This is a genomic window from Defluviimonas aquaemixtae (genome assembly GCF_900302475.1).
GTDB lineage: Bacteria > Pseudomonadota > Alphaproteobacteria > Rhodobacterales > Rhodobacteraceae > Albidovulum > Albidovulum aquaemixtae.
Genome location: NZ_OMOQ01000001.1, coordinates 158,233 through 182,738 on the forward strand (window position 1 = coordinate 158,233; position 24,506 = coordinate 182,738).

Annotated in this window: 28 protein-coding genes; 16 read left to right on the forward strand and 12 right to left on the reverse strand. The window is 65.1% G+C overall.

The window, feature by feature from the left end:
• Positions 1-3: 3 nt before the first annotated feature.
• The 3 genes from DEA8626_RS21270 to DEA8626_RS00930 form a co-directional block, all read right to left on the reverse strand.
• Positions 4-321 (reverse strand): hypothetical protein, encoded by a 318-nt coding sequence (locus tag DEA8626_RS21270; RefSeq protein ID WP_245890671.1) that lies wholly within the window; start codon positions 319-321, stop codon positions 4-6.
• Between the two features lie 196 nt (positions 322-517).
• Positions 518-745 (reverse strand): LysR family transcriptional regulator, encoded by a 228-nt coding sequence (locus DEA8626_RS21275; protein ID WP_245890673.1) that lies wholly within the window; start codon positions 743-745, stop codon positions 518-520.
• Between the two features lie 461 nt (positions 746-1,206).
• Positions 1,207-3,138, reverse strand: a complete 1,932-nt coding sequence (locus DEA8626_RS00930; protein ID WP_181366320.1) for a DUF3857 domain-containing protein — start codon at positions 3,136-3,138, stop codon at positions 1,207-1,209.
• A 333-nt stretch (positions 3,139-3,471) separates the two neighbouring features.
• Here DEA8626_RS00930 and DEA8626_RS00935 point away from each other — a divergent pair, with 333 nt between their 5' ends.
• Positions 3,472-4,575 (forward strand): endonuclease/exonuclease/phosphatase family protein, encoded by a 1,104-nt coding sequence (locus DEA8626_RS00935; RefSeq protein ID WP_108851204.1) that lies wholly within the window; start codon positions 3,472-3,474, stop codon positions 4,573-4,575.
• Positions 4,576-4,581: 6 nt separating this feature from the next.
• Here DEA8626_RS00935 and DEA8626_RS00940 read toward each other — a convergent pair whose 3' ends face one another.
• Together DEA8626_RS00940 and DEA8626_RS20945 are read right to left on the reverse strand one after the other, a co-directional pair.
• The gene (locus tag DEA8626_RS00940; RefSeq protein ID WP_108851205.1) at positions 4,582-4,947 is read right to left on the reverse strand and encodes a DUF1801 domain-containing protein; all 366 of its coding nucleotides are present in this window, start codon (positions 4,945-4,947) and stop codon (positions 4,582-4,584) included.
• A 2-nt stretch (positions 4,948-4,949) separates the two neighbouring features.
• Positions 4,950-5,312, reverse strand: coding sequence for a nuclear transport factor 2 family protein (locus DEA8626_RS20945; protein ID WP_181366321.1), 363 nt, complete (start codon positions 5,310-5,312; stop codon positions 4,950-4,952).
• A gap of 10 nt (positions 5,313-5,322) precedes the next feature.
• Here DEA8626_RS20945 and DEA8626_RS00950 point away from each other — a divergent pair, with 10 nt between their 5' ends.
• The 3 genes from DEA8626_RS00950 (at position 5,323) to DEA8626_RS00960 (ending at position 7,114) form a co-directional block, all read left to right on the forward strand.
• Positions 5,323-5,706: a helix-turn-helix transcriptional regulator gene (locus tag DEA8626_RS00950; RefSeq protein WP_181366322.1), complete on the forward strand. Its 384-nt coding sequence runs from the start codon at positions 5,323-5,325 to the stop codon at positions 5,704-5,706.
• Positions 5,707-5,873: 167 nt separating this feature from the next.
• Entirely contained in the window at positions 5,874-6,356 is a 483-nt protein-coding gene (locus DEA8626_RS00955; protein ID WP_108851207.1) for a GNAT family N-acetyltransferase, read from the forward strand.
• 41 nt (positions 6,357-6,397) lie between these two features.
• Positions 6,398-7,114 (forward strand): NYN domain-containing protein, encoded by a 717-nt coding sequence (locus DEA8626_RS00960; protein WP_108851208.1) that lies wholly within the window; start codon positions 6,398-6,400, stop codon positions 7,112-7,114.
• Here DEA8626_RS00960 and DEA8626_RS00965 read toward each other — a convergent pair.
• Positions 7,111-7,743 (reverse strand): TetR/AcrR family transcriptional regulator, encoded by a 633-nt coding sequence (locus DEA8626_RS00965; protein ID WP_108851209.1) that lies wholly within the window; start codon positions 7,741-7,743, stop codon positions 7,111-7,113. The two genes, DEA8626_RS00960 and DEA8626_RS00965, sit on opposite strands and share 4 nt — an antisense overlap.
• A 118-nt stretch (positions 7,744-7,861) precedes the next feature.
• Positions 7,862-8,041 (reverse strand): hypothetical protein, encoded by a 180-nt coding sequence (locus DEA8626_RS00970; RefSeq protein ID WP_108851210.1) that lies wholly within the window; start codon positions 8,039-8,041, stop codon positions 7,862-7,864.
• Between the two features lie 166 nt (positions 8,042-8,207).
• Between DEA8626_RS00970 and mbfA the strand changes: the two genes are divergently transcribed.
• The 8 genes from mbfA (at position 8,208) to DEA8626_RS01010 (ending at position 14,800) form a co-directional block, all read left to right on the forward strand.
• The gene (gene mbfA, locus DEA8626_RS00975; RefSeq protein WP_108851211.1) at positions 8,208-9,185 is read left to right on the forward strand and encodes an iron exporter MbfA; all 978 of its coding nucleotides are present in this window, start codon (positions 8,208-8,210) and stop codon (positions 9,183-9,185) included.
• A 25-nt stretch (positions 9,186-9,210) separates the two neighbouring features.
• Positions 9,211-9,906: a nitroreductase family protein gene (locus DEA8626_RS00980; RefSeq protein WP_108851212.1), complete on the forward strand. Its 696-nt coding sequence runs from the start codon at positions 9,211-9,213 to the stop codon at positions 9,904-9,906.
• Between the two features lie 42 nt (positions 9,907-9,948).
• Complete coding sequence (locus DEA8626_RS00985; protein WP_108853257.1) at positions 9,949-10,878, forward strand: AEC family transporter; 930 nt, start codon at positions 9,949-9,951, stop codon at positions 10,876-10,878.
• 11 nt (positions 10,879-10,889) lie between these two features.
• Complete coding sequence (gene fghA / locus DEA8626_RS00990) at positions 10,890-11,723, forward strand: S-formylglutathione hydrolase (protein ID WP_108851213.1); 834 nt, start codon at positions 10,890-10,892, stop codon at positions 11,721-11,723.
• Positions 11,720-12,166 carry a YaiI/YqxD family protein gene (locus DEA8626_RS00995; protein WP_108851214.1) on the forward strand — a complete coding sequence of 149 codons (447 nt, stop codon included), beginning with the start codon at positions 11,720-11,722 and terminating at the stop codon, positions 12,164-12,166. The genes fghA and DEA8626_RS00995 overlap by 4 nt, the downstream gene beginning before the upstream one ends.
• A 57-nt stretch (positions 12,167-12,223) precedes the next feature.
• Positions 12,224-13,207, forward strand: coding sequence for a DMT family transporter (locus tag DEA8626_RS01000; RefSeq protein ID WP_245890675.1), 984 nt, complete (start codon positions 12,224-12,226; stop codon positions 13,205-13,207).
• Positions 13,208-13,268: 61 nt separating this feature from the next.
• Positions 13,269-13,892, forward strand: coding sequence for an HAD family hydrolase (locus DEA8626_RS01005; RefSeq protein ID WP_108851215.1), 624 nt, complete (start codon positions 13,269-13,271; stop codon positions 13,890-13,892).
• The gene (locus tag DEA8626_RS01010) at positions 13,889-14,800 is read left to right on the forward strand and encodes an ornithine cyclodeaminase family protein (protein ID WP_108851216.1); all 912 of its coding nucleotides are present in this window, start codon (positions 13,889-13,891) and stop codon (positions 14,798-14,800) included. The genes DEA8626_RS01005 and DEA8626_RS01010 overlap by 4 nt, the downstream gene beginning before the upstream one ends.
• A 41-nt stretch (positions 14,801-14,841) precedes the next feature.
• On the opposite strand, the gene DEA8626_RS01015 is transcribed toward DEA8626_RS01010, so the two are convergent.
• Positions 14,842-16,083, reverse strand: a complete 1,242-nt coding sequence (locus DEA8626_RS01015; RefSeq protein WP_108851217.1) for an MFS transporter — start codon at positions 16,081-16,083, stop codon at positions 14,842-14,844.
• A gap of 204 nt (positions 16,084-16,287) precedes the next feature.
• Here DEA8626_RS01015 and zapE point away from each other — a divergent pair, with 204 nt between their 5' ends.
• Positions 16,288-17,370: a cell division protein ZapE gene (gene zapE / locus DEA8626_RS01020; RefSeq protein WP_108851218.1), complete on the forward strand. Its 1,083-nt coding sequence runs from the start codon at positions 16,288-16,290 to the stop codon at positions 17,368-17,370.
• A gap of 25 nt (positions 17,371-17,395) precedes the next feature.
• Here the strand turns inward: zapE and DEA8626_RS01025 are convergent, their stop codons facing one another.
• Positions 17,396-18,085, reverse strand: a complete 690-nt coding sequence (locus DEA8626_RS01025) for a GntR family transcriptional regulator (RefSeq protein ID WP_108851219.1) — start codon at positions 18,083-18,085, stop codon at positions 17,396-17,398.
• 135 nt (positions 18,086-18,220) lie between these two features.
• Here DEA8626_RS01025 and DEA8626_RS01030 point away from each other — a divergent pair, with 135 nt between their 5' ends.
• Positions 18,221-18,919, forward strand: a complete 699-nt coding sequence (locus DEA8626_RS01030) for an aspartate/glutamate racemase family protein (protein ID WP_108851220.1) — start codon at positions 18,221-18,223, stop codon at positions 18,917-18,919.
• A 19-nt stretch (positions 18,920-18,938) separates the two neighbouring features.
• Complete coding sequence (locus tag DEA8626_RS01035) at positions 18,939-20,318, forward strand: NCS1 family transporter (RefSeq protein WP_245890677.1); 1,380 nt, start codon at positions 18,939-18,941, stop codon at positions 20,316-20,318.
• Positions 20,319-20,381: 63 nt separating this feature from the next.
• Here the strand turns inward: DEA8626_RS01035 and DEA8626_RS01040 are convergent, their stop codons facing one another.
• From DEA8626_RS01040 to DEA8626_RS01050, 3 genes are all read right to left on the reverse strand, one after another.
• Positions 20,382-21,653, reverse strand: a complete 1,272-nt coding sequence (locus DEA8626_RS01040) for a bifunctional folylpolyglutamate synthase/dihydrofolate synthase (RefSeq protein WP_108851221.1) — start codon at positions 21,651-21,653, stop codon at positions 20,382-20,384.
• Positions 21,654-21,733: 80 nt separating this feature from the next.
• The gene (gene accD, locus DEA8626_RS01045; RefSeq protein WP_108851222.1) at positions 21,734-22,714 is read right to left on the reverse strand and encodes an acetyl-CoA carboxylase, carboxyltransferase subunit beta; all 981 of its coding nucleotides are present in this window, start codon (positions 22,712-22,714) and stop codon (positions 21,734-21,736) included.
• A gap of 76 nt (positions 22,715-22,790) precedes the next feature.
• Positions 22,791-23,684 carry a CPBP family intramembrane glutamic endopeptidase gene (locus DEA8626_RS01050; protein ID WP_108851223.1) on the reverse strand — a complete coding sequence of 298 codons (894 nt, stop codon included), beginning with the start codon at positions 23,682-23,684 and terminating at the stop codon, positions 22,791-22,793.
• Between the two features lie 170 nt (positions 23,685-23,854).
• Here DEA8626_RS01050 and DEA8626_RS01055 point away from each other — a divergent pair, with 170 nt between their 5' ends.
• The gene (locus DEA8626_RS01055) at positions 23,855-24,421 is read left to right on the forward strand and encodes a hypothetical protein (RefSeq protein ID WP_146188816.1); all 567 of its coding nucleotides are present in this window, start codon (positions 23,855-23,857) and stop codon (positions 24,419-24,421) included.
• Positions 24,422-24,506 lie beyond the last annotated feature (85 nt).

Sequence of the window (24,506 nt, forward strand, 5' to 3'; positions counted from 1 at the left end):
CGGTCAGCGCGCGGCTGCGCGCAGGTCCCGATCTGACAGGAGTCGCCCGATGCCTTCGATGGCCTCGCGAGTGGGACTATCGTGCCGGGCTTCGTGATGGCAGACGAGCCATTCATCGTGCGCGAGCACTTCGATGGATGGCCCGACGCGACGAAGCTGCGGATAATGCGCCGCAGCGCATGCAGGCAAGACGATGCGCGCCACGCCCGCAAGCGCCAGATCGAACGCGAGCCTCGGATTGCTTGCCGTTGTGACGATCTCATCGCCATGTCTCTCTCTCAGCCACCGTTCGGACGGGGTGTTCGCGGCGCCCTCGGGCATGGCAACGTGCCTGTCACATCCGGTGACACTGCAAATGGCGCGTAATCGATATGGCCGGTGCACCGCCCCCTCAGCCAGCTCTGCTCTGGGCGCCTGTTGCGAATGCCGATATCGGCCTCGCGGCGGGCGATGCCGACTGGCGAGTTGGAGGCCAGAAACTCCGGAATCCAGCCCATATCCACCGACCAGAAACGAGTCACGTGACGCGCCAGAAACTGTGAGGTCCAATGCAGGCGGTCAAGCGCACCCGCTCCCCGGTCCTTGCAAATGCGGCAAGCCGCGCCGAGATGGCGCGCAGGCCCTCCGCCTGTTCCAGAAGCGCGCGACCTTGGGACGTCAACGCGTAGCCGCGCGCGCTCCGGGCGATAAGTCTCTGTCCGAGGCGGCGTTCAAAATCCGTCATGCGCCGGCTCAGCGTCGGCACGCTGACCCCGGTCGCGCGAGCAGCCCCCGCCAGCCCCCGGCATCGGCGATGGAGATGAAGAGAGCATAGTCGTCGAGGGAGAGTTTTCGTTCGATTATCGAAGATCGCATCTCGAAAACGTCCTCAAGGAAAATGGATAGCTGAGGCTAAATTATAGAACACCGTTTCGATCATGAAATGTCAGCTTATAACTACCCCCTGTGTACTACGCCCTCGCTCAGGCGCGTTGGATGAGGAATTCTCGGTGCGTCCACTCAGCGAACGCGAGATCATCATGCGTCGGATTGACGTCTTCAGACGGGTCCGGCGCAAGAGACGGCTTCTCAAATGGGGGCTGATGGCGTTGCGCCGTGTGTGGCGACACGCGCGACGACGGCGAGTAAAATGTCACTCCATCGCTGTCGGAGTGTCACGCTGACCCTCTTCAACCGAGTCGGCTGGTCCTTTGTCCTGTCCGCGTCTTACTCCGGCGCCAGATCCCAGCTGAAGCCTACAGAGTCGCGGATCCGGGCGGCATCGCGGATCACCTCCGCCACGGCTCCGGGCGCGATGAGACGGTCGCGGGTTTCAAACACCCACTCCATCTCAAGCTGACCGTCCTCTGGCGCGCGCCCGGCGAAAGAATAGGAGAAGGCGGGATTCTCGATCTCCACGCGGTCGGGCGGATTAAAGTTGATCGGTGCGCCCGTGACCTTGACAACATGCCGATGCCGTTTCGGCCCGCCGATGGAGAGCGGTGTCTGGCGCGGGCTGGCCTGGACATCGGGGTAGTAGTTGCCGAAATCCTCCGCCGCGAACAGAAAGTCTTCGCGAAGCCTGTCCTCCATGAGCGCCGGAGCCGGGATCATGTAGCGCTCCTCCATGCGCACCAGGTTGGCCTCGCGGTCGTCCTCGAGCGTGACGGGCATGACCTGCCGGATCCCGGGATAGCGCCGCGCATAGAATTGCAGGTATCGGCGCGAGATCTCGTCATGCGGTTCGGTCGCCCAGACATAGCGGCGAGCATTCGCGAATGTCCCGCGAAACTCGCTCGTGACAGACAGGAAGACGCCGAGAAGTGTGAAATTGAAGCGTTCGGTCGTCTGACCCTGCCAGCCGGGCGAGCCGGACAAGTCGATCGGTTCGAGAATGCGCTGATCGGGTCCGGTCAGCGGCAGCGCGAAGCCGTAATCCGGCGGTGGCGCGATGTCGATTGAGCCGCCTTCGTGCGATCCGGTCGGATCGACCCAGTACGACGTCCCGCCAATGTCGACGCGCAGGATCATGTGATCGAAGGCCGTGACCGCAGGTTGGGTTTTGGGCAGCGCATAGCCCCGGTCGATATCGGCGAGGGCGGGGTGGGCCTCGATCCCCAGCCGCGACAGGAGCACGCGCAAGAGGAGCGTCTTGTCCTTGCAGTCGCCAAATCCCTGCGTGGTCACGGTCATTGGCGGCCGGGCGAAATAGCCGCCCGCCCCGACCTCGATCCCGACATAGCGGATTTCGTCTTGCACCAGACGCAGCGCCGCCGATGCGCGCGCCATGTCGCCCGGATGCTCCACCCGGATCGCCGCCACCCTCTTTTCCCAGGCGGGCGGCAGGGGATAGTCGGCGCTGTAATAGGGCGCAAGGGCTGCGGCCAGCGGCGACCAATCAGCCCACGTCCCGTACTGCAAGATCGCGTCAGGGTCGCCCTCGACGGGCGTCAACTCCTCGTCGAGTGGCGGCAAGTGACCGTTACGGCGCCATTCGAGCCGTACCGTGTCTCCCACGCGCGTTTCGGCGTGAATCACCCGGTCCGGAAGCGGGGCGGCGTGGAACGGCCAGTCGGCGGGCCAATACGCGACATGACGCGTCATCCCGACTGGCACGCTGTATTCCAGCCGCGACGATGCGGCCCGGTTCGCCCCTTCGAGCACCGGTTCGCGCCGGTGCAGGAAGGCCGCGTCCACTATGTCGCCGACCCTCAGGTCAGGGATCTGAAGGTGCGCGGTGAGCGTGCCGTCGATGATGCCCGCCTCAAGTCGCGTCTCGCGCCGAAAAACCTCACTCTGGAGCGTGTCCCGATAGGAGATCGTGCGCCCGTCGCGATGCACGTCGAGCCGGGTCAGCGTTAGCGTTTCAAAGGCCGGGTCGAAGTCGCTCGACACCGTTGCCGCGCCCTCGAGACCCGCGCGGTCGGTGACCTGTGTGACGAGCCGGAAATGCTTGAGACGAGTGTCGCCGTCCCAAGCGACCTGCGTATCGATGAGCTGGTAGTAGACGCCGCCGCGCGAGGCGCGAAGCAGTTCGGGCACCGCCTCCGGAATCTCGGTGCTGGTCACCCAGAGGGGGGCGTCGGCGCGAAGGAGCTGCTGCGCGAGCGCTGGGAGCGCCAGAAAAAGCAGAGTCGCGGCAGTCAGGATCAGGCGCATTGCGGCGGTTCCCTGTGTCTGTAGGGCTGATCCTAATCGCTTGGAGAAACCGCAGGCAAGCCGAGGCGCGGTGCGGGGCCGAGCGGAACCACGGTTTGTGCAGGGAAGCGCGACTGTCGCTGCGCGCGGGACAAATTGGAGCCGAAGCAAGGCGATGCGGGCGGTGCTCCCGGATGCAGCGGACATGAGTCTCTTCGATGGCTTGTCTTTAGGTAATGTCCACCATCCGATGATGCGGATGTGACTGCGATCCGCGCGAGAAAGGCGTGTCATATTCGGATCGACGCGAAAGCGGTGTATCATGGCTCCTGTTTTCAACCGGAGATATTCAGAATGCCCCGAAGCAATATGCGTGACCTAAGCTTTGCGACTTTCAACCTCCTCAACCTCCAGGTGCCCGGCGGCTTGACCTACTCGAATGCGCCGCCCTTTCCCGATGACGCTGAAGGCAGGCGCGCCTACGAGGCGAAGATCCGCTGGATCGGCGAACGTATCCGGCTGCTGGACGCCGAGGTGATCGCATTTCAGGAACTGTGGGCGCGCGAGGCGCTCGAGGCGGCTTTCGCCGCGGTGGGGATACTGCCCGACTACGACATCGTGGCGCGCGACGCGCCGGGACGCGGGCGGCCGCAGGTCGCACTCGCGGTCCGCAAGGACCGCCGCGGCGCGCCGCAGATCGAACCGGGCGCAGGCTGGATCGAAAATTTCCCCGAGGACTTCCGCTTCGATCAGCTACGCGAGACGGATGGGGCGGAAGAAGAGATTACTGTCACGATCAACGCTTTCTCGCGCCCCGTCGTGCACGCCATCATCCAGCCGGAGGGCACACGGCCAAAGCCGCCCGCCGTCTCCGTCTACGCGGCGCATCTGAAATCGAAGGGACCTGCGCGGCTCAGCTTCGCCGAGCCGCGGCCCGTCGCGCTGAGGGAATACCCCGAGATCACCAAATCCGCGGTGGCGCATATCCGGCGCGTGATGGAGGCGGGCGCCGTCAGGGCGATGCTGGATGGCGTGATGAAGTCGGAAGACGACAAGGCGATCTCTCCGGTCGTGCTTCTCGGCGATCTCAACGACGACACGCTGTCGGTGACGAACGAGCTGATCTCGGATCAGCCCAGCTACCGCGTGATCGAGAAAAGTCGCGCGGGCCTGACGTCGGACAAGGGGCTCTACTCGGTCGAGCGCCTGCAACAGTTCCGCTCGATGCGACACGTTTATTACACGCATATTTACAAGGACAAGCGCGAGAGCCTCGACCACATCCTCGTCTCGGAGGAGTTCTACGACCATTCCCGCAAGCGCTGCTGGTCGTTCCGCGAGATGGAGGTCTACAACGACCATCTGAATCGCGAAGCCTTCGAGGACGAGGGCGCGAGCGACCACGGGCTGGTCCGCGCCTACTTCGACTGGAATCCGATGCCAGAAGAGATCGCCTGACTGCAGCTACGTATCAGCCTGCTTCATGGCGATCCATGCGCGAATGATCGCGAGAAGCTCGGCCTCCTTTGCGTCCAGGTCGGCGAGGTCCTTGACCTTGAAGGTCCGCGCCTCCTTGCCCTCGCCTTCGAGGTTCGGGAAGTCGCCCGGGATCGTGCTGCCCGTGTGGAACATGAGGCTCGTATGCGCCTTGGCCTTGGGAAAGAAGCTCGCGATATTGCCCTTGTAGATGAAGGTCGGGGCTTGCCACTTGATTGCCTCGCTGACCTCGGGCAGCGCCGATAGCACACGGTCGCGCAAGGCGGCGACAACCGGCTTCATCGGATTGTCGTAGCGATCGAGCCAGGCGTCGACTTCCGGGTTCTTCGTCATATTCACTCCTCCTCGAGCGTCGTGATCAGCGAGATGATGCGCCCGTCGCGGAAGGTGAAGCGGTTCAGTCCGCTTCCCTTACCGCCAGGCAGGGACGGCGAGTGGCAGGTCCAGGCCACGTGAACCTCGCCGCCAGTCGTCTCGGCGTGGCGGATCTCGATCCGAGTGTCGACCATGGGAATTTCCCAGCCCAGGGCCATCGCTGCCATGATCGCCGCGCGACCCTCATGCCGGCGGACGGTGCCGGAAAAGGGCTCCTCGTAAACAGCGATTTCGTCGAACAGCGCGGCTAGCGCCTCCCCGCCCGCGCAGCCCACTTGCATCGCGAGAAAGAAATTGCTGACTTCGACGGGGACGGATGTCATGGGATGCCTCATGGGACTGGATGATCGGAGCCTCGCTGATCTCAAGGATGCGCTCGCCGCGCTGGAGCGGGACGGTTGGGCGGCATTGCCGGCGCTCGCGCGGCTCGACGCGACGGGGCACCTCGTGCGGATCGACCTCGCGGCGTCGCGAATAGTGGGGGCGCCCGTCGTCCTGGTGCGCGAAGGGCCGCGCACGCCCAGTGGGCTGACGCCCCGCCAGGCGGAGGTCGCCATGGCGGTCGCCCGCGGCATGTCGAATGCCGAAATCGCGGACGCGCTTGGCATCAGCGTGGCGACGGTGAAGGACCATGTTCACGCGATCCTTGACCGGTTGGAGGTCAAGCGGCGCGGCGAGATCGGGGCGCTGCTTCACGCTCGCGTCGCGCGCGGCTGATCCGCTCCAGCCCCGGCTTGGACGAATTTTTGGATCGAGCGCCATGATTGCCTAGGCTAGGCGGGGCACGAGGCTGCGGCAATCCATCGAAGGATGGATGGGTCTTTGCCTGCTCGTCAGGATGTGGCAATCGTGCGGTTCCGCAGCGCCCATGCCCGAGGATGACGATGCAGATACAACCCGCCACGCTGGCCGATGACGACGCGATCTGGGCGATGCTGGAGCCCGTGTTCCGGTCGGGAGAGACCTATTGCGTCCCTCGCGACATCTCCCGCGCCCAGGCGTTGGCGTACTGGTCAGATCCACTCCACCAAGTGTTCGTGGCCGAAAGCGACCGCCGGCCGCTGGGTACCTATTTCCTGACGCCCAACCAGAAGGGCGGAGGCGCGCATGTTTGCAATTGCGGCTTTGTCACCGCTGAAGCCGCGGCCGGCAAGGGCGTCGCGCGCGCGATGCTCGTCCACGCGCTCGATACGGCCCGCGCTGCGGGCTTCCGCGCGATGCAATTCAACTTCGTCGTCTCGACCAACGCGCGCGCCATCGCGATCTGGCAAAGCCACGGATTCGAGACCGTTGGCTGTCTGCCCGGCGCTTTCCTGCACCCGCGCGAAGGCTATGTCGACGCGCTGGTGATGTACCGGCATCTGTGACAGGGTGCCGCCATGACGAATGCGATCGAAAGTCCCGCCTGATGGCCCGCGCCGAAGTTCCGCTGCTTGCCGTGCTGATCGACGCGGACAACGTCGTCGCGCGCAACGCCGAAGCTATCCTGAAGGAAATCACCTCCTACGGCGAGCCCGCGCTCCGGCGGGTCTATGGCGACTGGTCCAATCCCCAGCTGAGTGGCTGGAAAGAAAAGGCCCGCCAACTCGGCCTCGTGACGCACCAGCAGTCGGCCAACACCAAGGGCAAGAACGCGAGCGACATCGGCCTTGTGATCGATGCGATGGACATTCTGCTTGCCGGCAAGTTCGACGGATTCGTCCTCGTATCTTCCGACAGCGATTTCACGCGGCTCGCAAGCCGCATACGTGAGGATGGGCTCGAGGTGATCGGGATCGGCGAGGCCAAGACACCGGAAGCCCTGCGTAACGTGTGCAACCGCTTCATCTTCATCGAGAACATCGTCGAGGACGCCGAGCCCGCCAAGGGCGGCGCGGCGGCGAAGTCGTCGGCCAAGCTCGCGCCGTCCAAGGCGACCGATCTGATCCTGCGGGCGATGGACAAGCTGGAGCAGGAGGACGACTGGTACCTGCTCGGCGCGATCGGCCAGAAGATCGTCGCGGACAATCCCGATTTCGACACGCGCACCTATGGCAAGAGGAAGCTGAGCGACCTTGTCGGGGAACTCAAACGGTTCGAGATGAAGCGGGTCGGGAACCAGCCCTATATCCGGCGGTTGGATTAGTCCCTCTTCACGCCGTAGCGGGCGAGGAACATGTCCACCGCGCCCTTCGCGACCCTGTCGCGGTCGGCTTTCGAGAAATCGCGCCGGATGCCGAAGCAGACGCTCGGGAAGATATCCGCCTTGCACAGCTCGGCAAACTGGTCGGCTGCAAGGTAGACGTCGTCGATGACGAGTTCTCCCCGTGCCACGGCACCGTTCAGGTAGGAGGCGAGCCTTTCGCGCAGAAGGCCGGGGCCGGTGGCGTAGAATTCCTGGCCAAGCTCGGGGAAGCGATCCGCTTCGGCCATGCAGATGCGGAAGGTGGAGCGGCCGAAATCCGAAACGAAAAAATCTGCGATTCGCTGTGCGGCGACCGGAAGCACCACTTCGGGTGGCGCAGTGAGCCCGACGAGCGTCTCCGCCTCGTCGGCCTGGCGTGCGCATTCGCATTTTGCGACCTCGATGAACAGCATGCGCTTGTCAGGGAAGTAGCTGTAAAGCGTCGCCTTCGATACGCCGGCCTCGGCGGCGATGTCATCGACGCTCGCGCCTTCGAAGCCGTGTTTCATGAACACCTTGCGCGCCCCTTCGAGCACTTGGTCGAACTTGCGACCGCGCTTGATTGTCACGACTTCTGCGGCTGTCGCCATGCGGTTCCTCCCCCGGGCGATGATAGACCGCGCCTTGCCTGCGCGGCAAGCGCGTCCGGGGAAAAACGGGCGGGAAGACTCCCGCCCGAGGGGTCCACGGGGATGAGCCGGGGAAAAGTCAGCGATCGTTGGGCGCGCAGACCGCCTTTCCGCCCTGCGCCGCGCAATCGCGCGTCGTTTCGGGGGCAGGGGCCGGAAAATCGAGGCGCGGAAGGTCGAAGCTGACGCCGCCGGCCAACGCGGGCGCGGCCAGAAGACCAAGTGCAAGGGCGAAGATCGCTGTGCGGAGATGTTCCATAGCCTGTCCAATCTGAACTGTTCGGTTTAGCAACACTAATCTAAACCAAGCAGTTCGCTTTTCCAACGAAAATCTAAACTGATCGGTTCATAACAGACTCTGCACCCGCCTTGCCGCCCAAGACGGCAGAGCTTAGCTTTCCAATGAGCAGAACGAGGAGGCAGTCATGATACCCGGCATCGCCAGTCGCCGTCGGTTCTCCGATCTGAGCGAACAGGAAATCCTGGCGCTCGCAATTTCCTCCGAGGAGGACGACGCGCGAATCTACCGCAGCTATGCCGAGCGTTTGCGGGCGGACTATCCTTCCTCGGCCGAGATCTTCGACGCGATGGCGAAGGAGGAGGACAAGCACCGCCACTGGCTGATCGAGCGCCACAAGGCGCGGTTCGGCGAGGTGATTCCTCTGATCCGGCGCGAGCATGTCGCGGGCTTCTACGCCCGCCGCCCGGTCTGGCTCGTGGAGAATCTCGGGCTCGAGCGGATCCGGACCGAGGCCGAGGCGATGGAGCGCGAGGCCGAGGCCTTCTACCGCAACGCCGCCGCGCGGACCGAGGACGCTGAGACGCGAAAGCTCCTGGGCGACCTGGCCGCCGCCGAGGCAAAGCACGAAAAGAAGGCCGGCGATCTTGTCGAGACCCATCTCGGCGACGAGACGCGCGAAGAGGAGGATCGGGCCGCACACCGGCAATTCGTGCTGACCTGGGTGCAGCCGGGCCTTGCGGGGCTGATGGACGGCTCGGTTTCGACGCTCGCGCCGATCTTTGCCACGGCCTTCGCGACGCAGGATACCTGGACGACGTTCCTCGTCGGCCTTGCCGCTGCCGTGGGTGCGGGAATCTCGATGGGCTTCACCGAGGTCGCGTCGGATGACGGGGTGCTGTCGGGGCGCGGCTCGCCCATCAAGCGGGGCATATCGGCGGGCGTGATGACGACTCTCGGCGGCCTCGGCCACGCGTTGCCCTACCTGATCCCGGATTTCTGGACCGCGACGATCACCGCGATCATCATCGTCTTCGTCGAGCTTTGGGCCATCGTCTGGATCCAGAACCGCTACATGGAGACGCCGTTCATGCGCGCGACATTCCAGGTCGTCCTCGGCGGCGCGCTGGTCTTTGCCGCTGGCGTTCTGATCGGGGCCGGCTAGGATCGCGCCAACCACAGGGACGAAGATGCATATCAAGGACGAAATCGGCTACCAGCCGCTGCCGCTGCCCGACCGGGTCCGGCTGACGGATGACACCGCGCTGAGGGCGGCGGAGGCGTTTCGCGACTACATGACCAAGCGCCACACGGTGCGCGACTACCGCCCCGATTCCGTGCCGGTGGAGGTGATCGCCGCCTGCGTCGCCGCCGCCGGGACCGCGCCATCCGGGGCGAACCAGCAGACCTGGCATTTCGTGGCGATCTCGGACCCCGAGATGAAGGCCCGCATCCGCACCGCCGCCGAGGTCGAGGAGGAGGCGTTCTACGCTGGCGGCGGCGGCGACGAGTGGCTGGCGGCGCTGGAGCCCATCGGCACCGGCGCGGCGAAGCCGCATCTGGAGATCGCGCCCTGGCTGATCGTCGTCTTCGCGCAGCGCTACGGCGTCACCGAGGAGGGCGAGCGCTACAAGCACTACTACGTGCCCGAAAGCGTCGGCATCGCGACGGGCCTTCTGATCGCGGCGCTGCATCATGCGGGGCTGGTGACGCTCACGCATACGCCGAACCCGATGAAGTTCCTGAACGCGCTCTGCGGCCGGCCCGACAACGAGAAACCGGTTATGATCCTCGCCGTCGGCCATCCGGCGGAAGATGCCACCGTCCCCGCCGCGGCCAAGATCAAGAAGCCGCTCGACGAGATCCTGACGATCCGGCGCGGGTGAGACGCTGGCGCGCCCGCGACGGCCATGCTAGGCGCGGGATCGATGCTGGCGATCTTTCTCAAGACCCTGCCGTTCTTCGCGCTGATCGGCCTCGGCTGGTTCGCGGGCCGCATCCGGTTCTTTCCCGAAGCGGCGACCGAATGGCTGACGCGCTTCGTTTTCTACTTCGCGCTGTCGGCGATGCTGTTCCGCTTCGCGGCGACGCTGCCTGTGGCGGAGATTTTCGATATACGGTTCGCGCTGGCCTATCTGACCGGCTGCGTGGCGGTCTACCTTCTCGCTTTCGTCGTGGCGCTCGCGCGGCGCGTCTCGCTGCCTGAGGCGGCGGTCGAGGCGCAATGCTCGGTGATCGGCAATACCGGCTTTCTCGGCGTGCCGCTTCTCGTGGTGCTGCTGGGCGAGGCGGCGGCCGGACCGGTCCTGATGGTGCTGACGATAGATCTCATCGTCTTCTCGACCCTCATCACGCTGATCATCACCTGGGCGCGGGGCAGCGGGTTCAGTCCACGCGTCGCGAAGGACCTGGCGACGGGGCTGGTCAGGAACCCGATGATCGTGTCGATGGCGGCGGGTCTTCTCGTGTCGGCGGCGTCGGTGAAGCTCGCGGCCCCGGTCGAGGAGTTCCTGACGATCCTCGGCGCCGCGGCCACGCCGGGCGCGCTCTTCGCCATTGGTGCCTCGCTCGCCACGAGATCAGCCGAGCGGTTGTCGGTGGCGCTCTGGCTTTCGTTCGCGAAGCTCGTGCTGCATCCTGCGGCCGTCGCCGTGGCGGCGCTCTTCCTCTTCGACGTGCAACCCTTCGCGGCCGGTGTCATGATCGCGGCGGCCGCGCTGCCGGTCGCGGGCAATGTCTACATCCTTGCGCGCTACTACGGGGTCGCGCCGCAGCGCGTTTCGGCCTCGATCCTCGTTTCCACGATGGCCAGCATCGTGACCGTGTCATTAGTGATCGCCTGGATCACCGGAGCCTAGGAGAGAATGCGATGAAGAAAGTGTCGGAAAACAAGTGTTTCGGCGGGGTCCAAGGGGTCTACACCCATGCCTCGGACGCCTGCAGTTGCGACATGACTTTCGGTCTTTTCCTGCCGGAAGAGGCCGAGGACGGCCCGGTCCCGGTCCTGTGGTACCTGTCGGGCCTGACCTGCACGCACGAGAACGCGATGGTGAAGGCGGGCGCGCAGGAATGGGCGGCGGAATACGGGATCGCGCTCGTCTTCCCCGACACCTCGCCCCGGGGCGAGGGCGTGGCCGACGACGAGGCCTACGACCTCGGCCAGGGCGCGGGCTTTTACGTGAACGCGACGCAAGAGCCGTGGTCGCCACATTTCCAGATGTGGGACTACGTGGCCGAGGAACTGCCGAAGATCGTTACTGCGAACTTCGCGGTGGACGAGGCGCGTCAGTCGATCATGGGCCATTCGATGGGCGGACACGGCGCGCTGACCATGGCGATGCAGCTTCAGGGGCGGTTCCGGTCCGTTTCCGCCTTCGCGCCGATCGCGAATCCGACCCGGTCGGATTGGGGCCGGAAACAGCTCTCCGCCTATCTCGGCGAGGATGAGATGGCGTGGGCGGGGCACGATGCGTCGCTGCTGATGCGGGCCGAAGGGTTCGACGGGCCGATCCTGATCGACCAGGGATCCGAGGACCAGTTCATCGACCTTCTGAAGCCCGAAGTTCTGGCCGAGGCGATGGTGGCGCGGCGGCAAAACGGTAGGCTCCGGATGCAGCCGGGCTACGATCACAGCTATTTCTTCGTCGCAAGCTTCATGGCCGATCATGTCGCCTTCCACGCCGAGACGTTGCATCGCAGATGAGCCTCTACATCGATGCCGACGCCTGCCCGGTGAAAGAGGAATGCGTCCGCGTCGCCGATCGATTGGGTGTGCGGGTTCTCATCGTGTGCAACGGCGGCATCCGCCCCTCGGACCATCCGCTGGTCGAGACGGTGTTCGTCACCGAAGGCCCCGACGAGGCGGACAAGTGGATTGCCGAACGGGCGGGGAAGGGCGACGTGGTCGTCACTTCCGACATCCCGCTGGCTGCGAAATGCGTGGCCGCCGGCGCGCGCGTCGTGAAGCCGAACGGCGAGACGCTGACCGAGGCCAACATCGGCAACGCGCTCGCCACGCGCGACCTGATGGCCGATTTGCGCGCGGCCGATCCGTTCCGGCAGGGCGGCGGGCGCGCGTTCACGAAACAGGACCGGTCGCGTTTTCTTGACGCTCTCGACCGTCTGATGCGGGCGGCGGCGAGGTAGGGACATCGTGTCGCGGGCGAGACAGACAGATCGCTGCCGATCCCGTCAGTTTGTCTGGTGAGCTTTGTAGAGACAGACGTTGCCCGCCAGGGGCGGAACCGCGCGATCGGTATCTTCTGCGCGCTCGGCGGGGCCTTCCTGTTCTCAGCCAACGACGTCCTGATCAAGCTTCTGTCGTCGGGATACGCGCTGCATCAGGTCGTACTGATCCGCTCGCTGATCGCGCTTGGCGTGCTTCTGGCCCTGATCGTGCCGCTTCAGGGCGGTATTGCCGCGCTTCGGACACGCCGGATCGGGATGCACGTCCTGCGCGGGCTTTGTGTGGTGATTGCGAACATGACCTTTTTCACGGCGCTTGCCGCTATGCCGCTCGTCGACGCGGTGGCGATCTTCTTTGTCAGTCCCCTGCTCATCACCGCCTTTTCGGTACTGATACTGGGCGAAAGCGTTGGCGCCCGGCGCTGGGGCTCGGTCATCATCGGCCTGCTTGGCGTCGTGATCATGCTACGCCCGGGAACCGACGCCTTCCGCCTCGCCGCGCTCCTGCCGCTGATAGCGGCGACAGGATACGCGATGCTCCAAATTCTCACGCGGAAGATCGGCGGCACCGAATCCGCAACGGCCATGACGTTCTACATCCTGCTCACCTTCATCGCGGTGTCGGGCGCAATGGGCCTTTTCTTCGGTGATGGCCGTTTCGCCGGATCGGGCCATGCCTCGATCGAGTTCCTTTTTCGCGCCTGGATCTGGCCTGAGCCCCGCGACTGGCTGACTTTCGTAGCGCTCGGCTTCGCGAGCGCCTTCGCGGGCGTGCTCATCAGCCAGGCATACCGCGTGGGTGAGGCCGCGGTGATCGCACCTTTCGAATATGTCGCGATGCCGCTCGCGGTCTTCTGGGGCGTCGTGGCCTTTGGCGAATGGCCCGACACGATTGCCTGGGCGGGGACCACGCTGATTGTCGGCGGCGGGATTTACATGTTCGTTCGCGAGGCGCTGGCGAACCGGCGCATCGCGGCGCGCCGGCCGCCGCCGGTGCGCTGATCGGGCTTGGCTTTCGCGAAACCGCCGCTAGTGTCGGCCCGGCGGACAAGGAGGTGCGGACATGGCGCGGCCCGAGGCGGTGATCTTCGACATCGGCAACGTACTTATCGAATGGCAGCCCGAGCGGTTCTACGATCGAGTCATGGGCGTGGCCGAGCGGATGCGCATGTTCAGCGAGATCGACCTGCACGGCATGAACGAGGCAATCGACCGTGGCGCCCCCTTTCGCGAAACGATCTATGCCCTCGCCCAGCGGCATCCCGAATGGGAGGACAAGATCCGGCTCTGGTATCACAACTGGATCGAAATGGCCTCGCCCGAGATCCCGCACTCCGTCCGCCTGTTCAGGGCGCTGCGCAAGCGCGGCGTGCCAGTCTTCGCGCTGACGAATTTCGGCGACGAAACCTTTGCCCATGCCGAACCCAGCTACCCGTTCCTCGCCGAATTCGACCGCGCCTATGTCTCGGGCCGCCTACAGGTGACGAAGCCCGATCCCCGCATCTACGAAATCGTCGAGGCGGATTGCGGCGTGACCCCCGAAGGCCTTCTCTTCACCGACGACCGGGCCGACAATATCACCGCCGCCAAGGCGCGCGGTTGGCAGGTGCATCACTTCGACGGGCCGGATGGCCTTGCCGCCCGGCTCGTCTCCGAGGGGCTTCTGGACGAAGGGGAGGCCGCATGACAATCGAAATCATCGGGCCGGAGGCGGAGGCGAAGCTCGACTGGATCGAACTGACCGAGGCAATCGAGGCCGGCCACCGTCTGCCCAGGGCCGAGGTAGGAGACACCGTCCTCAGGCGCGGCGAGGACACGCTTCTGACACGCTCGGCCTGGATCGACGGCATGGGCCTCGCGGTGAAGGCGGCGACGATTTATCCCGGCAACCAGACGCTCGGCCTGCCGAACCTGCACGGGGTGGTGGCGCTGTTCTCCGACCGCGAGGGCCTGCCGGAAGCCTATCTCGACTTCGCGCTCGTGACGAAGTGGAAGACCGCCGCCGACAGCCTTCTGGCCGCGCGCCGACTCGCGCGGCCCGACGCTGAGATGTTCCTGCTGGTGGGGGCGGGCACTGTCGCGAGCTCGATGGTCGAGGCCTATTCCGCCGCCTTCCCCAAGGCCCGCTTCCACGTCTGGACCCGGACGCCCGAAAGCGCCCGCGCCTTCGCCGATGCCACGGGCGCGACCCCGGAGCCCGACCTCGAGGCCGCCGTGCGGAAGGCCGACGTGATCGCCACCGCGACCATGGCGACCGAGCCGATGATCCGGGGTGAATGGCTCAAGCCGGGCACGCATCTCGACCTTATCGGCGCCTACCGCCCCGACATGCGCGAAGTGAACGACGATGTGATGAAGCGCGCCCGCATCTTCGTCGATGCGCGTGCCACGACCATCCGCCACATTGGCGAGATCATGGCCCCCCTTGCCTCTGGCGCGATCACGGAGGGCGATATCCTGGGCGATTTCTATGACATCGCATCGGGAGATTTTGTCCGCGGCGCGGATGACGAGATCACGCTCTGCAAGAACGGCGGGGGCGCGCATCTCGACCTGATGACCGCGCGCTACATACTCGACACGGTCAAGCGCTGAACGCTCTCCATCCTGCAATAGGGATCCCTCGGGTGCGGTCCTCAGGCCAGGGCAGCGCGGTCGAAAGGCTGTTCCCTGATCGGCAGATGGACGATTGCCGAGAATGCGCCCACCGCGACGCCGATCCACCAGACGGCGGTGTAGCTGCCATAGGCGTCGTACATCCGTCCGCCCAACCAGACTCCGACGAACGAGCCCAGCTGGTGGGAGAAAAAGACGAAGCCATAGAGCGTGCCCATGTAACGCAGCCCGTAGATGTGGGCGACAAGACCAGACGTAAGCGGCACGGTCGCAAGCCAGAGTGCCCCCATGACAACCGAAAAGAGTATCACCGTCGTCGGCGTCATCGGCACCATGATGAACGCGGCGGCGACAAGCGTACGACCGGTGTAGATCGACGCCAGCAGGTACTTCTTCGAGTATCGCTTGCCGAGCCAACCCGCGGTCACCGTGCCCACGATATTGGCAATCCCAATGAGCGAGATCGAGATCGCACCCAGCGCGGATGTCGTTGTAACACCGAGCGCGGCGAGCGTGCCCGAGGGGTCGATCGCACCGCACATCTCGGTCACGAAGGCCGGGAAATGGGCGGTAATGAAGGCGAGTTGATAGCCGCACGAGAAGAAGCCAAGAAAGATCAGCATGTAGGAGGGGTCGCGGAACGCCTTGAGCAGCACCTCGCCCATACTCTCTTCAAGCTCCACGCGGCTCGCCGCCTCGGGCGCGCGCATCATCGGCAGGACAAGGAGCGACGACAGGATCACGGCGGCGAAGATCACGAAGACCGTCTGCCAGGGGGCATAGCCCAGCAGGATTTCTGCCACCGGTGCGCCGAAAACCTGGCCGGCCGAACCTGCCGCTGTTGCGATTCCCAGCGCCAGCGAGCGGTTCTCGGCACTCGACGCGCGGCCGACGACCGCGAGGATGACACCAAAGCCGGTGCCCGCGATGCCAAAGCCGACAAGGATTTCAAGAAGTTGGTGCTGGCCGGGAGTAATGGCGTAGGCTGAAAGCACAAGACCGGCCGCATAGGACAGTGCGCCCGCGATGATCGCCTTCCGGTCGCCGAATTTTTCGGCGATCGCCCCGAAGATCGGCTGGCCGATACCCCAGGCGAGATTCTGGATCGCGATGGCGAAGCTGAACTCCGCCCGGAGCCAGCCGAACTCTTCCGCGATCGGAATCTGGAAAACGCCGAAACTCGCCCGAACGGCGAAGCCGAGCATGATTATTATGCAGCCGGCTACGAGAACCGGAGTGAAGAGCGGCGCGCGCGTTTCCATGGCGTCTCCGTGGTCGGCGCACTCTTACCAAAGCGGGTTTCTCGGTCAAATCGCGAATTGTGATCGGAACAATTACGGCCCGTGCTGGGCCGTCCCGTTTCCGTACGGCCTTTGTACCGCATCCGTCCCGACAACGTCCCGACACCAGACACCCCAGACTGAAGCGGCCTTTTCAGTCGACACCGCACCGGCTATCGACGGGTCATGGCCGAGACGCTGACCGAGATCTATGACCGGATGACGCATGAGGGCGGGCTGAAGCAGGACGCCGCGCAGCGCGCGCTCCTGCCCGAGCTTCAGCGCATCCGCGAGGAGCTGGAGGCTACGAATGGGCGGCGGAAGGGGCTCTTGGGCGGCATCTTCGCCAAGCCGCAGAACGGCGTGAAGGGGCTCTACATCTGGGGCGGCGTCGGGCGCGGCAAGTCTATGCTCATGGACCTCTTCCACGAGACCGTCGCGATAGAGGCCAAGCGGCGGGTGCATTTCCACGCCTTCATGCAGGAGGTGCAGGCGAAGCTGCACGAGGTCCGGAAGACTGGCGTCGATGACGCGATCAAGCCGGCCGCGGAGGAGATCGCGGGCGAGGTCCGGCTTCTGGATTTCGACGAGATGCAGATCACCGACATTGCCGATGCGATGATCGTCGGGCGGCTCTTCCAGATGCTCTTCGACCGCGGCGTGACGATCGTGACGACCTCGAACCGCCACCCGGATGACCTCTACAAGGACGGGCTGAACCGGCCGCTCTTCCTGCCCTTCATCGCGCTCCTGAAGGAGCGGCTCACGGTCCGCGAGTTGGAAAGCGAGACCGACTACCGCCAGCACCGGCTGGAAGGCGAAAGGGTCTATTTCGCGCCCGCCGGGGCCGAGGCAGAGGTGGCGCTTACGCGGATCTGGCTCGAACTCACGGGCGGCGGCGGGGATGCGGAACTGAAGCTCGTCGTCAAGGGGCGCGAGATCGTCATTCCGAATTATCACGCGGGCGTCGCGCGGGCCTCGTTCTGGGAGCTTTGCGGCCGCCCGCTCGGCCCTGCCGACTACCTCGCCATCGCCGGGGCGATTCGGGTGCTGATCCTCGAGGAGATCCCGCATCTTTCGGCCGAGAACTACAACGAGGCCAAGCGGTTCGTGACGCTGATCGATGCGCTTTACGAAGCGAAGGTCCGGCTGATCGCCTCGGCCGCCGACGAGCCCGAACGCCTCTATATCGAAGGCGCGGGATCGTTCGAGTTCGAGCGCACCGCGAGCCGACTGCGCGAGATGCAGAGCGAAGGCTGGGGCCGGTAGCCGCCGAGCCCGGGCCGCCCGCGACCTATGTCCCGGTCGCGGCAGGCCTCAGAAGCTGGTCTCTCAGGCTGGAGGACGACGCCTTGGGGTTCTGGAAGGTCAGGCCCGCCTCGAGATGCCTGAGATGTTCGTCCATTAGATCGACGAGACGGTCGGCGTCCCCCGCCTCCAGCGCATCGACGATCCGGTCATGCTCGTCCTCGGCACAATTCGACCCGCCGGTCGCGGCGTAGAGACCAATGATGAGGGTGGTGCGCATGGTCAGTTCGGAGAGGAACCGCTCCAGCACCTGATTGCCCGCGATCGTTGCGATCCGCATGTGGAACTGGCGCGACAGGCGCAGTTCGGCGGGCTTGTCGCCGGAGGCGCGGGCGCGCGCCTCCTCGGCGATGTTTGTGCGCAGATAGGAGATGTCCTCCTTCGACGCGCGGCCGGCGGCATGCCGCGCAATCGTGCGTTCGACCGTGTGGCGGGCCTGGAAGACGTCGCGCGCCTCCTTCGGTGAGGGCGTCATCACGAAGGCGCCGCGATTGGGGCGCAGCTCGACCACGTGCTGCGCGGCGAGCGAGGCCAGCGCCCGGCGCACGTTCGCGCGGTTGCACGAGAAGAGGTCGCTCAGCGCCTGCTCGCCGAGCTTCGCGCCCGCGGGCAGGCGTTGTTCGGAAATCGCGTCGATCACCGAGGCGACGATGATGTCTTCGGGCGAGTCGCTCATTCCCATCCTGTGCGGCATTGCATCCAGCCTTGGAAAGTAAGGACCGCGCAAGGCCTTGACAATGCGCGCGAAGATTCTCTTGCTTTGTTATCAATAATTGTTAACAATTAATGTTAACAAGTGGAGGAGGCCTGAATGAACATCCTGGTGGTCAATCCGAATTCGACGGAATCGATGACCCGCAAGATCATCGAGACCGCGAACCGGGTCGCGAGCGCCGGCGTCTCGGTGCATGGCGCGACGGCCAAGGGCGCGCCGGCCAGCATCGAGGGCCATTTCGACGAGGCGATGTCGGTGCCCGCGCTGCTGTCCTGCGTCCGCGCGGCGGAGGACGAGGGCGTCGACGGCATCGTCGTCGCCTGTTTCGACGATCCCGGCATCGGCGCCTGCCGCGAGATCGCGACCGGCCCGGTGCTCGGCATCTGCGAGGCGGCGGTGAAGGCCGCGAGCATGCTCGCGACCTCGTTCACGGTCGTGACGACGCTGCCGCGCTCGGTGCCGGTCATCGAACGGCTGATCCACGGCTACGGCCTGTCGCATCAGTGCCGCCGCGTGCGGTCGGCCGAGATCCCGGTCCTCGCGCTCGAGGAGCCGGGATCGAACGCGCGCGAGAAGATCCTCGAGGAAATTCAGCGCGCCATCGAGGAGGACCGCTGCGAGGCGGTGGTGCTGGGCTGCGCCGGAATGGCGGACCTGACCGCCTGGCTGAGCGAGGAGACCGGCATTCCCGTCATCGACGGGGTGAGCGTCGCGACGCGGATGGTTGAGGCGCTGGTCGGCTGCGGCCTGAAGACCAGCAAGATCAACGCCTATGCGCGGCCCAATGTGAAGTAGTCTGAGGACGGAGGAGACAATGACTGCAACCCACGCTACGGCGGACCCGACACTGGTGCCGCCCCAAGATCACGTCACCCATATCGAGCACAAGGCGATCGGGGAGGAGAGCCTTGCGCCGCAGGAAACGCGGATCATGGACCCCTGGTCCTATCTCTTCGCCTGGCTCGGCGGCTGCGTGTCGATCGGCACGTTCACCATCGGCTCGGGCCTCGTCGGCACGCTTAACCTTCTGCAGACCTTCGTGGCGATCGCGATCGGCTGCACGGTGATCGGCCTCGCGCTGATGATCAACGGCCAGGCCGGGCACAAATACGGCATCCCCTTCATGGTGCAGGCGCGGTCGGCCTTCGGCTTCACCGGCACGCGCATACCGGCGCTCGTGCGCTCTGTCCCTGCCATCGTCTGGTACGGCTTCCAAAGCTGGATCGGCGCGGGGGCGTTGAACCTCGTCTCGGCGACGCTCTTTGGCTACGACAACATCGTCGTCTTCTTCATCGGCTTCCAGCTGCTGCAGATCGGGCTGTCGGTCCTCGGCTTCCACGGCATCAAGTGGCTCGAGAACATCGGCTCGGTCTTCATCATCGGGTCGCTGGTCTACATGTTCTTCAGCGTCATCAGCAAATACGGCGAGGAGATCTCGGCCAACCTCGTGAACGTCGAGGGCACCTGGGGCGCGCCGTTCTGGGGGGCGACGATGCTGTTCCTCGGCATCTACTCGACGATGATGCTGAACGTCAGCGACTATTCGCGCGAGCTGCGCCGCAATGTCGGGCCGCTGCGGCAGGTGGCGATCTACGCCAACTCGATCCTGCCCGCGACGCTCTTCATGGGGCTCATCGGGCTCATGGTGTCCGGCGCGACGGGCGAGGTCGATCCGATCAAGGTCTTCTCGAGCGCCGTGGACAACAAGCCGCTTCTCGTCATCACGCTTCTCTTCATCGCCTTCGCGCAGGTGACGACGAACATCCTGAACAACGTCGTCCCGCCCGCGTACGCGCTGATGGACGTGTTCAAGATAAACTTCAAGACCTCGGCGGTGATCGTCGGTCTTCTCGCCTTCGCGACCTTCCCGTGGGAACTCGTGAAGGACGAATCGGCGGCCGGTCTGAGCCTCTTCATCCAGACCTATTCCGCCTTCCTCGGCCCGATCTTCGCGATCCTCGTCGTGGACTACTTCGTGCTGCGCAGGCAGGTTCTGGATCTCGACAAGCTCTACGATCCGGAAGGTCCCTACAGCGGCGTCAACTGGGCGGCCGTCTTCGCGATGGGCTTCGGGGTCGTGACCGCGCTGACCTTCTCGGGCGTGTCGTGGTACGCGAGCCTCTTGCCCGCCGGTATCGCCTACTACGTGCTGATGCAGATCATGCCGAGCGCGCGGCGGTTCCTCGACCGCTGAACCGAACGCAAGAAATTTGGAGGGGCTCGCCATGCGCGGGCCCTTTCGTTTGCGTGCTGTCCGTCAGCCGTTCTCACGCAGCACGCCGCCCGCGAGGTAGAGCGACCCGCAGATGAGTATGCGCGCGCCGGGGTCGTTCGCTGCGACGGTCCGGATGGCCGCGACCACGCTTTCGGCCAGAGCGGCGGCGATGCCGGCGCGGGCCGCGGCCTCTTGCGTCTGCTCGGCCGTCAACGTCGCGGCCTCGCCGGGGATCGAGACGGCGGTGAGCGATGTCGCGTGTTCGGCCAGCGGGCGGAGATAGCCGCCGATGTCCTTGGTGTTCAGCATGCCGACGACAAGATGGGTGGGCTTCGGCGGCATTGTCGCAATCGTGCCGGCCAGCATGCGTCCCGCCGCCGGATTGTGGCCTCCGTCAAGCCAGAGTTCGCACGACCCGGCCGCCTCGACCAGCGGGCCATGGGTAAGCCGCTGCATGCGGGCCGGCCAGTAGGCTGTCGTGACGGCGGCCTCGCAAGCGGCCTCGTCGGCTCCGAGATGACGGAGGGCGGCGAGCGCGGCGCCCGCATTGTCGATCTGATGCGGGCCGGGCAGATTTGGCAGCGGCAGGTCCAGGAGACCGGTTTCGTCCTGGAAGATGAGCCGCCCGCGTTCTTCCCATGCCCGCCAATGCTGGCCGTGGACGAGGAGCGGCGCGCCGAGCCTCGCGGCCTTCGCCTCGATCACCTCGAGCCCGTCGTCTTCCTGCGGGCCGACGATACAGGGCACGCCGCGCTTGATGATCCCGGCCTTCTCGCCTGCGATCTCGGGCAGCGTGTCGCCCAGATACTGCTGGTGGTCGAGCGAGACGGGGGTGATGATCGTGAGCGCGGGCCGGTCGACAACATTGGTCGCGTCGAGCCGCCCGCCGAGGCCGACTTCGAGAAGCGTCCAGTCGGCCTCGGTCCGCGCGAAGGCAAGCAGCGCGGCGCAGGTCGTGATCTCGAAATAGGTGATCGGGATACCGCCGTTCGCCGCTTCGCACTCGGCCAGGATATCGGTCAGGCGGTCCTCGGAGATCAGCTCTCCGGCCAGCCGGATCCGCTCGTGAAAGCGGGCGAGGTGGGGCGATGTGTAGGCGTGGACGCGTTCCCCCTTCGCCTCGAGACCCGCGCGGATCATCGCCTGGGTCGAGCCCTTGCCGTTCGTGCCCGCGATGTGGATCACCGGCGGCAGGGCGCGTTCGGGATGGCCGAGCGCCTCCAGGAGCCGCCAGACCCGGTCGAGCGTCAGGTCGATGATCTTCGGGTGAAGCGCCATCATGCGCGACAGGATCAGGTCGGAACCCTTGGACATGGCGGTCTCGCAGCGCTGAGTGGTCGGCAGTGGAGTTCGGTCGGACCGGTCCCCGCACCAAATAATTGGCGGGGCGGCGGCTATTTCGCGCCCGACGCCTCCTTGGCGGCGGTGTCCATCTTTTCGCCCGGTTTCGCGTCCGGCTTCGCATCGGCCTTCGCTTCCGGCTTGGCACCGTCGTCCGGCTTCGGCAGGTCGCCCTTCACCGCGGGCGGCTGGCGCGTGAGCATGCGCAGGATCGTTACGAGCTCTTGCTTCAAATCCTTGCGGTGCGTGACGCGGTCCAGCATGCCGTGATCTAAGAGGTATTCCGAGCGCTGGAAGCCTTCGGGCAGCTTCTCGCGGATCGTCTGTTCGATCACGCGGGCGCCCGCAAAGCCGATGAGCGCGTTGGGTTCGGCGAGTTGTACATCGCCCAGCATCGCGTAGGAGGCCGTTACGCCGCCGGTCGTCGGATGGGTGAGGACCACGACGTAGGGCAGGCCTGCATCGCGCACCATCTCGACCGCAATGGTCGTGCGCGGCATCTGCATCAGACCGAGGATGCCTTCCTGCATCCGCGCTCCGCCAGCGGCGGAGAAAAGGACAAAGGGCCGTTTGTGCTTCACCGCGCGCTCGGCGCCCGCGATGATGGCATTGCCCACATACATCGACATCGATCCGCCCATGAACGCGAAGTTCTGGGCCGCGACGACGACGGGCGTGCGGTCGATCTCCCCTTCGGCGACGAGCATTGCTTCCTTTTCGCCGGTCGCCTTCTGAGCCGCCCTCATGCGGTCGGGATACCTTTTCTGATCGCGGAAATGCAGCGGATCGGCGATCGGTTCGGGCACCTTGACCTCGGTGAATACGCCGCCATCGAAAAGGTGGGCGAATCGCTCGCGCGGGGCGATCGCAAGATGGTGGTCGCAATTGGTGCAGACATTGAGGTTTTCGGCCAGTTCACGATGGAAAAGCATCGTCCCGCATTCGGGGCACTTGGACCAGAGATTGTCGGGCACCTCCCGCCGAGAGAAGAGCGAGTTGATGGTGGGCCGGACGTAGTTCGTGATCCAGTTCATCGCTGGGGCCTTCGGTCAGGACGGTTGGCGCCGCCGGTTAGCTTCCCGAAATAGTCGTGACGGGGGGGAAATGCAATCAGACGCGGAGCCTGAGCCGCACCAGAAGCCACCCGATGATCATGGTAAGAAAGTCCGCGGCGAGCAGCGGGCGGATTGCCGCGGGATCGGCCGGATCGACCGCCAGCGACCAGAGCGCGAGGCCGTCAATGTTGCCGTCGAGGCCGACCAGAAGAAACGCCGCCACGTTATTTGCCGCGTGAAACGCGATCGCGGCGCCGAGCGTGCCGGTCCGGGCGGTCAGGTCTGCGGCAAGGCAGGAAAAAACCGCAGCCCAAAGCGCAATGAGCGCGGCGTTCGGGCCGTGTTCGCCGGGCAGATAGTGACCCCAGGCGAACAGAACTGCTGGCAGGCCCATCCACAGGATCGGTGTCCTGAAGCGCGCGGCCAATTGCTGTTGCAGGTAGCCCCGGAACACCAATTCCTCGGCCCCTGTCTGAATCAGGATGCCGGTCAGCGCGAAGGGCAGGTAGCCGAGGAAAGTGGCCAGCGCGAGACCGGGGCGGATTGCATCCGAAACGAGCACGAATGGCAGAAGCGCCAGCTGAAACGCCAGTAGCGGTCCGATCACCCGAAGAAAGTCGTGCACCGCGGCGCCGAAGGACGGGCCGAAGAGCGTGCCCGCCCGGCGCCTGTGGATGAGCTGGGCGGCCGCCATGGGTCCGAGCGCGAGACCGAGAAAGCCAAACAGCAGCATCAAAGCGCCGCCCGGCGTGTCGCCGCTGAGCATCCGCCGCACGATGCCGTGTGCGATCTGCTCTCCGTAGCGCGCGGTGAGCCAGGCCTGAAAGGATAGGAGCGAGCCGAGATAGACCGCGATGATCAGCGCCGACCCAACGACGAGCCGCCAGAGCTCGGCGCGCCGGCGGGCAGGAGAGACATAGCGTTCGTGCGGGGAATAGGCTCGGAGCATGATGTCGGGAAAGCTATCCGCGCGCGGTCGCGGCGGCAATCCGGGTGCGATCTTCAGAATGTGCCGCCGCCGAAAATCGTGCCGCCATCGCGCTGTCCGCAGTCAGACATAATCGCGCCGCTTTCCGAGAGCATAGAGCGTTCTGAGGGTCGCGTTGGAATCACAAAAAAATGCGAATAGCTGCGGCAGTGCTCTTTTGTCTTGGACTGGTGTTACCCGCCGAGGCGGCGCAGGTTTCGGCTTTCACGCGCGCGTCGAACGACGGTGTCTACAGCCTGAACCAGCGGCAAAAGAACTTCTTCGGCGTGAAGAACGCCGACTACATCGCATTCGTCCATGTGCGCGCGCCGCAGGGAGGGCGCTTTTTCGCGGGTGACACCTTCGACGCGACAACGGCGGCGAATTCTGTCGCGTCGAACGGCAGCGCGATTCTGGCCTTCCTGAACGGGACGAACAATCGGCTCAACTACACTGGGAATGCGTTCGGTCGGCTCGGACTGACCACGTTCGCGCGCAATGGACCCAGCTTCGCCGACGGCTACGCATTCCTGTTCAGCGCCAATGCCGGGTCTATCCGGCTCCAGGGCAACGCGAACTTCGACGCCTCGCAAAGCCTCGGCGTTCTGGATTTCACGCCCGCGACCGTGCCGCTTCCTGCCGCTCTGCCGCTTCTCGGCGTGGCGCTCGGGATTCTGGGTGCCGGAGCTGCGCGGCGACGCCGGGCGCGGCGGACCTAGCCAGCGCCACATCGTGACCCGGGTGCAGGGCCGGCGCGGGTCGGCCATTTCGTTTGGGTGCCGTCATCTGCACGCTCCGCGCCCG

Bases quoted from the DNA above. Each gene is read 5' to 3' on its own strand.
- DEA8626_RS21270 (WP_245890671.1), bottom strand. From the start codon at position 321: ATGCCCGAGGGCGCCGCGAACACCCCGTCCGAACGGTGGCTGAGAGAG.
- DEA8626_RS00930 (WP_181366320.1), bottom strand. From the start codon at position 3,138: ATGCGCCTGATCCTGACTGCCGCGACTCTGCTTTTTCTGGCGCTCCCA.
- DEA8626_RS00935 (WP_108851204.1), top strand. From the start codon at position 3,472: ATGCCCCGAAGCAATATGCGTGACCTAAGCTTTGCGACTTTCAACCTC.
- DEA8626_RS00940 (WP_108851205.1), bottom strand. From the start codon at position 4,947: ATGACGAAGAACCCGGAAGTCGACGCCTGGCTCGATCGCTACGACAAT.
- DEA8626_RS20945 (WP_181366321.1), bottom strand. From the start codon at position 5,312: ATGACATCCGTCCCCGTCGAAGTCAGCAATTTCTTTCTCGCGATGCAA.
- DEA8626_RS00950 (WP_181366322.1), top strand. From the start codon at position 5,323: ATGGGACTGGATGATCGGAGCCTCGCTGATCTCAAGGATGCGCTCGCC.
- DEA8626_RS00955 (WP_108851207.1), top strand. From the start codon at position 5,874: ATGCAGATACAACCCGCCACGCTGGCCGATGACGACGCGATCTGGGCG.
- DEA8626_RS00960 (WP_108851208.1), top strand. From the start codon at position 6,398: ATGGCCCGCGCCGAAGTTCCGCTGCTTGCCGTGCTGATCGACGCGGAC.
- DEA8626_RS00965 (WP_108851209.1), bottom strand. From the start codon at position 7,743: ATGGCGACAGCCGCAGAAGTCGTGACAATCAAGCGCGGTCGCAAGTTC.
- DEA8626_RS00970 (WP_108851210.1), bottom strand. From the start codon at position 8,041: ATGGAACATCTCCGCACAGCGATCTTCGCCCTTGCACTTGGTCTTCTG.
- mbfA (WP_108851211.1), top strand. From the start codon at position 8,208: ATGATACCCGGCATCGCCAGTCGCCGTCGGTTCTCCGATCTGAGCGAA.
- DEA8626_RS00980 (WP_108851212.1), top strand. From the start codon at position 9,211: ATGCATATCAAGGACGAAATCGGCTACCAGCCGCTGCCGCTGCCCGAC.
- DEA8626_RS00985 (WP_108853257.1), top strand. From the start codon at position 9,949: ATGCTGGCGATCTTTCTCAAGACCCTGCCGTTCTTCGCGCTGATCGGC.
- fghA (WP_108851213.1), top strand. From the start codon at position 10,890: ATGAAGAAAGTGTCGGAAAACAAGTGTTTCGGCGGGGTCCAAGGGGTC.
- DEA8626_RS00995 (WP_108851214.1), top strand. From the start codon at position 11,720: ATGAGCCTCTACATCGATGCCGACGCCTGCCCGGTGAAAGAGGAATGC.
- DEA8626_RS01005 (WP_108851215.1), top strand. From the start codon at position 13,269: ATGGCGCGGCCCGAGGCGGTGATCTTCGACATCGGCAACGTACTTATC.
- DEA8626_RS01010 (WP_108851216.1), top strand. From the start codon at position 13,889: ATGACAATCGAAATCATCGGGCCGGAGGCGGAGGCGAAGCTCGACTGG.
- DEA8626_RS01015 (WP_108851217.1), bottom strand. From the start codon at position 16,083: ATGGAAACGCGCGCGCCGCTCTTCACTCCGGTTCTCGTAGCCGGCTGC.
- zapE (WP_108851218.1), top strand. From the start codon at position 16,288: ATGGCCGAGACGCTGACCGAGATCTATGACCGGATGACGCATGAGGGC.
- DEA8626_RS01025 (WP_108851219.1), bottom strand. From the start codon at position 18,085: ATGAGCGACTCGCCCGAAGACATCATCGTCGCCTCGGTGATCGACGCG.
- DEA8626_RS01030 (WP_108851220.1), top strand. From the start codon at position 18,221: ATGAACATCCTGGTGGTCAATCCGAATTCGACGGAATCGATGACCCGC.
- DEA8626_RS01035 (WP_245890677.1), top strand. From the start codon at position 18,939: ATGACTGCAACCCACGCTACGGCGGACCCGACACTGGTGCCGCCCCAA.
- DEA8626_RS01040 (WP_108851221.1), bottom strand. From the start codon at position 21,653: ATGTCCAAGGGTTCCGACCTGATCCTGTCGCGCATGATGGCGCTTCAC.
- accD (WP_108851222.1), bottom strand. From the start codon at position 22,714: ATGAACTGGATCACGAACTACGTCCGGCCCACCATCAACTCGCTCTTC.
- DEA8626_RS01050 (WP_108851223.1), bottom strand. From the start codon at position 23,684: ATGCTCCGAGCCTATTCCCCGCACGAACGCTATGTCTCTCCTGCCCGC.
- DEA8626_RS01055 (WP_146188816.1), top strand. From the start codon at position 23,855: ATGCGAATAGCTGCGGCAGTGCTCTTTTGTCTTGGACTGGTGTTACCC.